The following is a 10,027-nucleotide window of genomic DNA, read 5'->3' as shown; positions in this document are numbered from 1 at the left end:
TTCGCCGAGCGCGGTTCGCAGTACGGGGGCGGGTACGGGGAACAGCGTCGGGCGGTGCAGTACGCGGCCCATGGCTGCGGTGATCTCACGGTTGGTGAGCGGGGTCGGGGCGGTGAGGTTGAACGGTCCGGACAGGGCGTCGGTGTCGATGAGATGGCGGATCGCGGCCACCTCGTCGTGCAGCGCGATGTACGACCAGTACTGGCGGCCGTCGCCCATGCGCCCGCCGAGGCCCGCCTTGAACAGCGGGAACAGCCGGCCCCAGGCGCCGCCGCCGCGGGCCACCACAAGACCCGTCCGGGTGAACACGGTCCGTACGCCCGCCTCCTGCGCGGGGGCCGCGGCGCCCTCCCACTCCACGCACAGCTCCGGCAGGAACCCCGTCCCGGGCGGTGCGCTCTCGTCGACCGCCCGGTCGCCGGTCTCGCCGTAGTAGCCCATCGCGCTGCCGTTCACGAACACCCGCGGCTTCTCGTCCAGCGCTGCGATCGCCCCGGCCAGCGCGGCGGTGCCGAGCACCCGGCTGCTCCGGATCCGCCTCTTGTACGCGTCCGTCCAGCGGCGGTCGCCCACACCGGCGCCCGCGAGGTTCACCACCGCGTCGCACCCGGCGAGCACGGCAGGATCCACGCGCCCGCCCTCCGGGTCCCAGTGGACCTCGTCCTTCGCCCGGGGTGCCCGGCGCACCAGCCGCAGCACCTCGTGCCCGTCCGCGGTCAGGGACCGCACCAGGGCGCCGCCGATGAGCCCGGACGCACCGGCCACCGCGATTCGGGAACGTTCCATGGGCCCATTCTGCTCGGGGGACTCATAAGGTGGCCGTCATGCCGGTTCCGTTCATACGCCACGCAACCCTCGGCGACGAGGAGACGCTGGGGCGCCTCGACCGTGTCACCTGGTCCCCGCTGCACTCCGTGCAGCCGCGCCCCCAACCGCCGTACGAGCCCTTCTACAACGAGCGGTTCGGGCCCCGGGACCATCTGGTCGCGGAGCTCGAAGGGGAGGTCGTCGGCTACATCCGCCTGGCCCGTCCCACGCCGCTCGTCTGCAACGCCCACGTCCGGCAGATCCAGGGGCTCGTCGTCGCCGAGCAGGCGCGGGGCGCCGGCGTCGGACGGGCGCTGCTGCGGGCGGTGCGGGAGGAGGCCCGCAACCAGCGCGCGCGCCGGCTCACACTGCGCGTCCTCGGCCACAACACCCCGGCCCGCAAGCTGTACGAGGCCGAGGGGTTCGTCGTCGAGGGGATCCTGCCCGGCGAGTTCCTGCTGGAGGGCGAGTACGTCGACGACGTGCTCATGGGGTGCAGTCTGTGATCCGCCCGCGCTACGACGTGACCAGGTCGCCCGTGTCCACCGACGCCGTCGTGTCCGCCGCGCGCCGGGCGTCGGACGCGACCTCCGCCGCCGTCAGGACGTAACCCGTCTCGTTGTCGGACGTCGAGCGGGCGAAGACCACGCCGTAGACGCGGCCGTCGGTCGTCAGCAGCGGGCCGCCGGAGTTGCCGGGGCGGACGGTCGAGCGGATCGAGTAGATCTCGCGGGTCACCGTGGCGTCGCCGTAGATGTTCTGGCCGGTCGCCCGCACCCGGTTCGCGACCGTCGCCGCCTGGAGGTCGAGGTCGCCGTCCTGCGGATAGCCGGCCACGACCGCCGAGTCGCCGCGCGCGGCGCCGTCGTCGAACTTCAGGACCGGCGCGCCCAGCCCGGGTACATAGAGAACGGCCACGTCCCTGTCGGGGTCGAAGAGCACCACCCGTGCCTCGTACGTCCGCCCGACCCCGCCGATCCGCACGTTCGGGTCGTTGATGCCGGCCACCACGTGCGCGTTGGTCATCACATGGTCGCGGGCGTACACGAACCCGCTGCCCTCGCGGCCCTGGGTGCCGGAGACGCCCTCGATCTTCACCGTGCTGCGCTTGGCCGCGTCGGTGGCGCTCGCCGTGACGCTGTCGCCGGTGGGCTTGGCGACCTCGGCCGTCGACTCGTTCTCGAACGGGTTGAACACCTGCGGGAAGCCCGCCTGGGTGAGCGCCGAGGTGGCCCGGGAGAACCAGGCGGGGGTGGTGTCCGGCATGGCGTCCTGCACGGCACCGAGCAGCGCCGAGTCCCGGATCGCGGTCGTCAGCAGCGGTGAGGAGGAGGCGCCCAGCACGCTCGCGGCGACCCAGGCCACGATCAGCACGGCAGCCGAGTTGGCCGCGGCCCCGCCGACCCCGTCGGCCACCCTGAGCGGTCCCCGGTCCAGCTCCCGGCGCAGCCTGAGCGCGAGACGCCCCGCCAGCTCGTGGACCACCACGGCAGGGAGCAGCACGGTCAGCACCGCGGTCACCGTCGCCTGGGTCGTGCCCGCCGTCACCAGGTCCATCATCCAGGGCAGGATCCACACGCCGAGCACCGCGCCGCCCACGAACCCGGCGAGCGAGACACAGCCGGCCACCAGTCCGCGCCGGTAGCCGGATGCCGCGTAGGCCACGACCACCAGCAACAGCAGGATGTCGAGCAGGTCCACAGAGCCGCCTTTCTCTCAGACCCCTTAGTACGCGCGGGACGGGCCCAGTGATCAGCCACGCGCGCGTGCATGAGGAGAAACGCCCCGGACCAGGACGATGGTTCCACCGGGTGGCACAGCACACATCGCGGACGGAGCGGATCCGGCCGCCACACCGGCACCCGTCCTCACCTGCGCCCGAGATACGCCCCCAGCGCCCGCTGCAGCCCCTTGCCCTGGCTGCCCACCGGCAGATCGTGCAGAGGGCGTACGCCGGGGTCGCCGTCATGGGCGGGCCCTCACAGGTTCCTCGTAGCCGCCTCACGGAGCTTCCCGAGGCGGCCTCCCTATCGTCATGCGCACGCACTGACCGGAGGTGGGGAAGACGTGAACAGTCACCACAAGACAAAGCACAAGACCGGGGGCCGGTCCCGGAGCGCCCATGGCCCCTGGGCGGCGCTCTGCGCGGCCGCGGCCGTCGTCCTGGGCCCGGCCGCCCTCACCGCGTCCGCGCTCGACCAGGCCAACGCCGCGCCGATGCACCACGCGGTCAAGGCCGAGCAGGCGCAGGCGTACATCCCCTCGGACCCGAGCCGGCGACGGACGTCCTGACCCTCAGTCGGAGTCGCCGCCCACGAGTGGCAGGAACTGCTCCCCGGACGGGTCGATGTCCACCCCGAGCCCGTTCAGCAGGCCCGCCAGCATGACGTAGTAGCCGGTCGTGGTGACGATCTCGATCACCTGCCGGTCGGTGAAGCCGGCGCGGAGAGCCGCCAGCGTGCCCTCGGACAGGGTGTGCCGGGACACCAGCTCGAAGGCCGCCGTCAGCGCCGCCGACTCGGGCTCGTCGAACTCCGGCCCGTCGGCGCGCCGTTCGGCGACCGCCGCCAGCTGCTCGGGCGTCACCCCCGCGTTCAGGGCGATCGGGCGGTGCTGGACGGACCCGTACGCACACTGCGTCGCAGCCGCGACCGCCATCACGACCAGCTCGCGCAACCGGACCGAAAGCGTCGACTCGCGCAGCACGGCCAGGCCCAGCTCGATCGCCGGGCCCGTCAGCGGCGGGGAGTGCGAGAGCATGCGGAAGGCGTTGAGCGGCACGGGCAGCCGGGCGACGGCGTCGGACGGCCGCTCCGGGTACGGGATTCGAGCCATGGTCCCCCTCGTCGAACCGGTCCCACCGGACCGCTGGTTCCAGTGAACCGGTGAAACGTCACTCCCGGAACCGTTCCCACAGCTTCGGGTAGCGCTCCGCCAGCAGCCGCTCGTTCTCGAAGTCGAGCGGCGTGCCCGCCGGCTCGGAGGGCGCGGCCGGGATGCCCAGGTCGGGCGCGACGGTACCGGTGAGCTGCTCGTAGGCCTCGTCCGCCGCGTAGCCCAGTTCCTCCCCGTCCCCGTCGATCTCCTCGTCGAAGTCGTCCAGGAGGTCGGCCAGAGCGTCGGGGTTGTGCACTGCCCCCTCGTACACCTCCCGCCCCTGTCCGATCAGCCAGCACCGGAAGAAGTCGAAGGCGTCGTCGCTCGCCCCGTCGAGCAGCACCCAGGCGGCACCCCACAGATCCCAGCTGTAGGCCCGGTTGTAGCGGGACTCGAAATGCCGGGCGAAGTCCAGGACCGTCTCCGGGTCGAGCTCCAGAAGCCGCTCCACCAGCAGGTCCGCCTGCTCCTCGGGGTCGCCCTCGGCGGCCTCACGGGCGGCGTCCACCAGCTCCCAGAACTCCGACTCTTCCATCACGGGTCCAGCATCGGGCCTGGGCGGGTGGGGCGCACGTGGAGTGTGGCGGATTGTTATGTCCCGTACAGCAGGCCCAGCCGTGCCGCGTCGTCGGCGAACCGCGCCCGCAGACTGTCCGGCGCCAGCACCTCCACCTCCGGGCCGAGCCCCGTGAGCTGCGCATGGGCGACCTCCTCGGACTCCACGGGGAGCGTCACCGTCAGCCGGCCGTCCTCGTCCGGGGCGTCGGCGGCCGCCAGCGCCTCCCGGGCGGAGACGGGATCGACGGCGTACGGCAGTCTCCGCGCCCCGGCCGCCGACAGCCGCACGACGACCTCGGCCCGCAGGATCGACCGCGCGAACTGCTCGGCCCGTTCCGCCCAGAAGGCGGGAAGGTCGAACTCCTCGTCGCGCACGAAACGCTCCGCGGAGGCAGTCACCGCCGTGAACCGGTCGATCCGGTAGACACGGTACGGCCCGTGGTCCTCCGCCACCCGCGCACACACGTACCAGACCCCCGCCTTCAGCACGAGCCCGTACGGCTCCAGCTCCCGCTCCACCTCGGCCTCCCGGCTCCGGTAGCGCGCGGTGATCCGGCGGTCGTCCCAGACGGCATCGGCGACGGCGGGCAGCAGCTCGGGTGCCTTCGGCTCCGTGAACCAGTTCGGGGCGTCCAGGTGGAAGCGTTGCGCGGCGGTCTTCGAGGCGTCGCGCAGGGAGGGCAGCAGGGCCGCCGACACCTTCAGCCGGGCCGCCGAGGCCGCGTCCTCCAGCCCCATCTCCCGCAGCGCCCCCGGCACCCCGGACAGGAACAGCGCCTCGGCCTCACCGCGCGCCAGCCCGGTCAGCCGGGTGCGATAGCCGCCGATGAGCCGGTAGCCGCCGGCCCGGCCGCGGTCCGCGTACACCGGCACCCCGGCCTCCGACAACGCCTGCGCGTCCCGCGTGACGGTCCGCTCGGACACCTCCAGCTCGCGCGCCAGCTCGGCGGCGGTCATGGAGAGCCGGGACTGCAGGAGGAGCACCATCTTGATGAGGCGGGCGGCACGCATGTCTTTCATGATGCGGGGCGCTCCGCGGGGGAGCCGCAAATCGATGCAGCCCGCGCCCCCGAAAACCGGGCCCCGTCAGGGGCGCGGGGAACTGCGCGACAGGCCCCCACCGGCCGGCAGCCGACGAACAACCGGAAAAGGGTGAAGGGACCCCGCGGCCAACCGGCCCGGGGTCCCTTCGTCACGCAGGCCTACAGCCCGTACTTCTCCCGCGCTTCCTTCACGGCAGTGGCCTTCACCTCGCCGCGGCGGGCCAGCTGGGCCAGGGCGGCCACGACGATCGACTGGGCGTCGACGCCGAAGTGCCGACGGGCCGCCTCACGGGTGTCCGACAGACCGAAGCCGTCCGCGCCGAGCGAGGAGTAGTCCTGGTCCACCCACTGCGCGATCTGGTCCGGGACCTGCCGCATGTAGTCGGAGACGGCCAGCACCGGGCCCTCCGCGCCGTGCAGCGCCTGACGGACGTACGGCACCCGCTCCTCGCCGCGCAGCAGGGCCGCGTCGGCCTCCAGGGCGTCGCGCCGCAGCTCCGTCCAGGAGGTCGCCGACCAGACGTCGGCCGCGATGCCCCACTCCTCCGCGAGCAGCTTCTGCGCCTCGAGCACCCAGTGGATCGCCGTACCGGAGCCCAGCAGCTGGATGCGCGGGGCGTTGGCCACCGGCGAAAGCCCGGCCGACTCCGCGGTGTTGAAGCGGTACAGGCCCTTGACGATGCCCTCGTCGATACCGAGGCCGGCCGGCTTCGCGGGCTGCGGCAGCGGCTCGTTGTAGACGGTGAGGTAGTAGAAGACGTTCGGGTCCTCGCCCGGCGCCGCCTCGCCGTACATACGGCGCAGACCGTCCTTGACGATCGTCGCCACCTCGTACGCGAACGCCGGGTCGTACGTCAGCGCCGCCGGGTTGGTCGCGGCGATCACCGGCGAGTGGCCGTCGGCGTGCTGCAGGCCCTCGCCCGTCAGCGTCGTACGGCCGGCCGTCGCGCCGACGAGGAAGCCGCGGCCGAGCTGGTCGCCGAGCTGCCACATCTGGTCGGCGGTGCGCTGCCAGCCGAACATCGAGTAGAAGATGTAGAACGGGATCATCGCTTCGCCGTGCGTGGAGTACGCGGTGGACGCGGCGATGAAGTCGGCCATCGAACCGGCCTCGGTGATCCCCTCGTTGAGGATCTGGCCGTTCTTGGCCTCCTTGTAGTACATCAGCTGGTCGCGGTCGACCGGCTCGTACGTCTGGCCCTTGGGGGAGTAGATCCCGAGGGACGGGAAGAGCGACTCCATGCCGAAGGTGCGCGCCTCGTCGGGGACGATCGGCACCCAGCGCTTGCCGGTCTCCTTGTCGCGGACCAGGTCCTTGATCAGGCGTACGAAGGCCATCGTCGTCGCCACGTTCTGGGAGCCCGAGCCCTTGTCGAAGGAGGCGAAGGCCTTCTCTGCGGGGGCGGGCAGGGGCGCGAGCGCATGGGTACGGCGGGCCGGGGCCGGGCCGCCGAGGGCGGCGCGCCGTTCCTGGAGGTAGCGGACCTCGGGGGAGTCCGCGCCCGGGTGGCCGTAGGGCACCTGACCGTCGACGAACTGGCTGTCCGAGATGGGGAGTTCGAGAAGGTCACGCATCGCCTTGAACTCGTCCACCGACAGCTTCTTCATCTGGTGGTTGGCGTTCTTCGACGCGAAGCCCTCACCGAGCGTGAAGCCCTTGACGGTCTGGGCCAGGATGACGGTCGGGGCGCCCTTGTGGTCGAGCGCGGCCTTGTAGGCGGCGTAGACCTTGCGGGCCTCGTGACCACCGCGGGAGAGGTGGAAGCACTCGAGGATCTTGTCGTCGCTCAGCAGCTTCGCCATGTCGACGAGCGCCGGGTCCTTGCCGAAGAAGTCCTCGCGGATGTAGGCCGCGTCACGCGTCTGGTACGTCTGCACCTGGGCGTCCGGTACCTCGCGCAGCCGGCGTACGAGTGCGCCCGTGGTGTCGAGCTGGAACAGCTCGTCCCAGGCCGTGCCCCACAGCGTCTTCACGACGTTCCAGCCCGCACCGCGGAACTGGGCCTCCAGCTCCTGCACGATCTTGAAGTTCGCGCGGACCGGGCCGTCGAGGCGCTGCAGGTTGCAGTTGATGACGAAGGTGAGGTTGTCGAGGCCCTCACGGCTGGCGAGTGCGAGTGCCGCCGTCGACTCCGGCTCGTCCATCTCGCCGTCGCCGAGGAAGGCCCACACGTGGGACGAGGAGACGTCCTTGATGCCGCGTGCCGTCAGATAGCGGTTGAAGCGGGCCTGGTAGATCGCCGACAGCGGGCCGAGGCCCATGGAGACCGTCGGGAACTCCCAGAGCCAGGGCAGGCGCCGCGGGTGCGGGTACGACGGCAGGCCGTTGCCCCCCGCCTCCTGGCGGAAGTTGTCGAGGTGCGCCTCGGTCAGCCGGCCGTCGAGGAAGGCGCGGGCGTAGATGCCGGGGGAGGCGTGGCCCTGGATGTAGAGCTGGTCGCCCGAGCCGTCGGCCTCCTTGCCCTTGAAGAAGTGGTTGAAGCCGGTCTCGTACAGCCAGGCCGCGGAGGCGAAGGTGGCGATGTGGCCGCCGACGCCGTGTTTCGCGCCCCGGGTCACCATCGCGGCCGCGTTCCAGCGGTTCCACGCGGTGATCCTGCGCTCCATCTCCTCGTCACCGGGCACGCCCGGCTCGGCGGCGGTGGGGATGGTGTTGACGTAGTCCGTCTCGAGGAGCTTGGGCAGCGCGATGCCGGTGCCCTCCGCGCGCTCCAGCGTGCGGCGCATCAGGTACGCGGCACGGTGCGGGCCCGCCGCCTTGGCGACCGCGTCCAGGGAGGCCTGCCATTCGGCGGTCTCCTCGGGGTCCCGGTCGGGGAGCTGGTCGAGCTCGCTCGGCTGGATGGCGTTGGGGTCGGTCATGTCGCCGCCTTCCTCAGTCGAAGGGGGTTCCCTCATCGGTAAGGGTTCGGGGGTGCCCTTGGTCTTTGGCAGGACAGGGCAGGGCCGTGGTGCTGTAGCACTGTGCGGCTTCCGCCGCGTGGCCCGCCGGTGACTCTAACTCCCTGATCGATGATCGATCAAAGGCTTGCAGGCAAAACTTCTCGATTACGAGAAAGTAGGCACGCGGTGCCTTTGGGACGGGCACCCGGTGCCGTGATTTTCGCGGGTTTCCGCAGGTGAGCGTACGTATGCTCGGCTGTGTCAGGCCCGCGGCGCGCAGCCCAGCACATGCGCCTTCACCAGTTCCGCGATCCTCGGGTCACGCCTGCGGAACGCCTGGACGAGCTCCTCGTGCTCCTCCGCGTACGACTGCTGCACCGTTCCCAGCCAGCGGATCGACAGTGCCGTGAACACCTCGATGCCCAGGCCCTCCCAGGTGTGCAGCAGTACGGAGTTGCCCGCGGCGCGCACCAGTTCGCGGTGGAAGGCGACCGTGTGCCGCACCTGGCCCGTGCCGTCGGCGTGGCGGTCCGCGTCGTAGAGGGCGACGACGTGCGGTTCGAGGGCCGAGCAGTCCTCCGCCAGCTTCTCCGCGGCGAGCTCCGCCGCGATCGCCTCCAGACCGGCCCGGACCGGGTAGCTCTCCTCCAGGTCGGCCGCCGTCAGGTTCCGCACCCGCACGCCCTTGTTCGGCGCCGACTCGATCAGCCGCAGCGACTCCAGCTCGCGCAGCGCCTCCCGCACCGGCGTCTGGCTGACCTCCAGCTCGGTCGCGATCCGCCGCTCCACGATCCGCTCGCCCGGCTTCCAGCGCCCGCTGACGATCCCCTCCACGATGTGCTCGCGGATCTGTTCGCGCAGCGAGTGGACGACGGGCGCGGTCATGAGAGCTCCTTAAGGGCGTTTGACGTTTAGACAATAAGGCCGCGAGCGCTTTCGGGAGGGGCGCACGGGGGCGCTTACATGCAGGTGAGACGAGACTTACACGCCCGGCAGACACGGCCCCCCTGTAAAGACCCGTACCGGATGCGGTCCGGAGCCGTCACCGCCGTGTCACCGACGGAACCTGGCCGCCCCGATCCGTGTGGCGTTCGGCAGGGGCGCACGCAAAGAGGCGCGCCTGGGAACGGCAGGGGGACGGCATGGACATCGGGGGACGACGAGGAGCGCTGCGCTGGACGGCCGCGGCGGCCGTGATCGGCGCGATCGTCGGGGTGACAGGCTGCCGGCAGATGCCCACACGGGCGACGACCGAGCCGAAACCGAGCAGGACCGAAGCGATCACGAACATGGCGGGCGCGGCTCTCAGCGGCGCCGCACCCGGCGGCGCCTGCGTCTTCGTCAAGCCGGACGGCGCGCAGAACTTCGGCCATGTCGGTTGGGGCTTCCGGATCACGGGCACGAAGCAGTGGGTCTACGGCGCCGTCGAGAACCCCACGAACAAGCTGTACACCCCGCCGGGCGGCTACATCGGCGCCTGGCATGCGCAGGGGACCTACGCGCGGATGCTCAGTGACATGTCCCGGGACGCGTACTACCCCGGCAAGTCCACGCACCCGTACAGCCGTTACCGCTGCATCTCCTCCTCGACCGGTGACGTGAACAACGCCCGGTCGATGATTCGCACCGTCGAGAGCCGCGGCTTCCTCGTCGGCTTCGACCGGAACACCGGCGACCTCACCTCCCGGGACTGCCTCGACGCCACGTACGACGTCCTGCACGCCTACCGGGCGCGGGACCTGACGTACGCGCCGCACCTGGACGCCCCCAATGTGTGGGTGGAGACGCTGTGGGACTGGAGCGACCACACGCTGACACCCCGGTAGCGCACACGACGGTGCCCCCGTCCGGAAAGCTCC

Annotated in this window: 10 protein-coding genes; 3 read left to right on the top strand and 7 right to left on the bottom strand. The window is 71.4% G+C overall.

What is annotated here, in order from left to right; translation table 11 throughout:
• On the bottom strand, nucleotides 1-786 hold a 786-nt coding region (locus ACFY1E_RS00455), incomplete at its 3' end, for a TIGR01777 family oxidoreductase (RefSeq protein ID WP_389069655.1).
• A gap of 38 nt (nucleotides 787-824) precedes the next feature.
• Here ACFY1E_RS00455 and ACFY1E_RS00450 point away from each other — a divergent pair.
• Nucleotides 825-1,313, top strand: a complete 489-nt coding sequence (locus tag ACFY1E_RS00450; RefSeq protein ID WP_389069653.1) for a GNAT family N-acetyltransferase — start codon at nucleotides 825-827, stop codon at nucleotides 1,311-1,313.
• Between the two features lie 10 nt (nucleotides 1,314-1,323).
• On the opposite strand, the gene ACFY1E_RS00445 is transcribed toward ACFY1E_RS00450, so the two are convergent.
• Nucleotides 1,324-2,508, bottom strand: a complete 1,185-nt coding sequence (locus ACFY1E_RS00445; protein ID WP_389069651.1) for a MarP family serine protease — start codon at nucleotides 2,506-2,508, stop codon at nucleotides 1,324-1,326.
• Nucleotides 2,509-2,874: 366 nt separating this feature from the next.
• Here ACFY1E_RS00445 and ACFY1E_RS00440 point away from each other — a divergent pair, with 366 nt between their 5' ends.
• Nucleotides 2,875-3,099 carry a hypothetical protein gene (locus tag ACFY1E_RS00440; RefSeq protein ID WP_389069649.1) on the top strand — a complete coding sequence of 75 codons (225 nt, stop codon included), beginning with the start codon at nucleotides 2,875-2,877 and terminating at the stop codon, nucleotides 3,097-3,099.
• Nucleotides 3,100-3,102: 3 nt separating this feature from the next.
• On the opposite strand, the gene ACFY1E_RS00435 is transcribed toward ACFY1E_RS00440, so the two are convergent.
• The 5 genes from ACFY1E_RS00435 to ACFY1E_RS00415 all read right to left on the bottom strand — a co-directional run bounded on the left by ACFY1E_RS00435 (nucleotide 3,103) and on the right by ACFY1E_RS00415 (nucleotide 9,053).
• The gene (locus ACFY1E_RS00435) at nucleotides 3,103-3,642 is read right to left on the bottom strand and encodes a carboxymuconolactone decarboxylase family protein (RefSeq protein WP_389069648.1); all 540 of its coding nucleotides are present in this window, start codon (nucleotides 3,640-3,642) and stop codon (nucleotides 3,103-3,105) included.
• A 58-nt stretch (nucleotides 3,643-3,700) separates the two neighbouring features.
• Nucleotides 3,701-4,219, bottom strand: coding sequence for a DUF4240 domain-containing protein (locus ACFY1E_RS00430; RefSeq protein ID WP_389071545.1), 519 nt, complete (start codon nucleotides 4,217-4,219; stop codon nucleotides 3,701-3,703).
• 56 nt (nucleotides 4,220-4,275) lie between these two features.
• Nucleotides 4,276-5,253: a helix-turn-helix transcriptional regulator gene (locus ACFY1E_RS00425; RefSeq protein ID WP_389069646.1), complete on the bottom strand. Its 978-nt coding sequence runs from the start codon at nucleotides 5,251-5,253 to the stop codon at nucleotides 4,276-4,278.
• Between the two features lie 191 nt (nucleotides 5,254-5,444).
• The gene (aceE, locus tag ACFY1E_RS00420) at nucleotides 5,445-8,147 is read right to left on the bottom strand and encodes a pyruvate dehydrogenase (acetyl-transferring), homodimeric type (protein WP_389069643.1); all 2,703 of its coding nucleotides are present in this window, start codon (nucleotides 8,145-8,147) and stop codon (nucleotides 5,445-5,447) included.
• Nucleotides 8,148-8,429: 282 nt separating this feature from the next.
• Nucleotides 8,430-9,053, bottom strand: coding sequence for a GntR family transcriptional regulator (locus ACFY1E_RS00415; protein ID WP_389069641.1), 624 nt, complete (start codon nucleotides 9,051-9,053; stop codon nucleotides 8,430-8,432).
• A gap of 257 nt (nucleotides 9,054-9,310) precedes the next feature.
• On the opposite strand from ACFY1E_RS00415, the gene ACFY1E_RS00410 reads away from it, so the two are divergent.
• Nucleotides 9,311-9,994 (top strand): hypothetical protein, encoded by a 684-nt coding sequence (locus tag ACFY1E_RS00410; protein WP_389069639.1) that lies wholly within the window; start codon nucleotides 9,311-9,313, stop codon nucleotides 9,992-9,994.
• Nucleotides 9,995-10,027: the final 33 nt, after the last annotated feature.

The organism is Streptomyces sp. NPDC001604, from assembly GCF_042893475.1.
GTDB lineage: Bacteria > Actinomycetota > Actinomycetes > Streptomycetales > Streptomycetaceae > Streptomyces.
Note: the sequence above shows the minus strand (reverse complement) of the source record. Positions and strands in the feature narration are given on the sequence as shown.

What these genes read in the sequence shown, in the direction of transcription:
- ACFY1E_RS00450 (WP_389069653.1), top strand. Translation starts at nt 825, where the DNA reads ATGCCGGTTCCGTTCATACGCCACGCAACCCTCGGCGACGAGGAGACG.
- ACFY1E_RS00435 (WP_389069648.1), bottom strand. Translation starts at nt 3,642, where the DNA reads ATGGCTCGAATCCCGTACCCGGAGCGGCCGTCCGACGCCGTCGCCCGG.
- ACFY1E_RS00430 (WP_389071545.1), bottom strand. Translation starts at nt 4,219, where the DNA reads ATGGAAGAGTCGGAGTTCTGGGAGCTGGTGGACGCCGCCCGTGAGGCC.
- ACFY1E_RS00425 (WP_389069646.1), bottom strand. Translation starts at nt 5,253, where the DNA reads ATGCGTGCCGCCCGCCTCATCAAGATGGTGCTCCTCCTGCAGTCCCGG.
- aceE (WP_389069643.1), bottom strand. Translation starts at nt 8,147, where the DNA reads ATGACCGACCCCAACGCCATCCAGCCGAGCGAGCTCGACCAGCTCCCC.
- ACFY1E_RS00415 (WP_389069641.1), bottom strand. Translation starts at nt 9,053, where the DNA reads ATGACCGCGCCCGTCGTCCACTCGCTGCGCGAACAGATCCGCGAGCAC.
- ACFY1E_RS00410 (WP_389069639.1), top strand. Translation starts at nt 9,311, where the DNA reads ATGGACATCGGGGGACGACGAGGAGCGCTGCGCTGGACGGCCGCGGCG.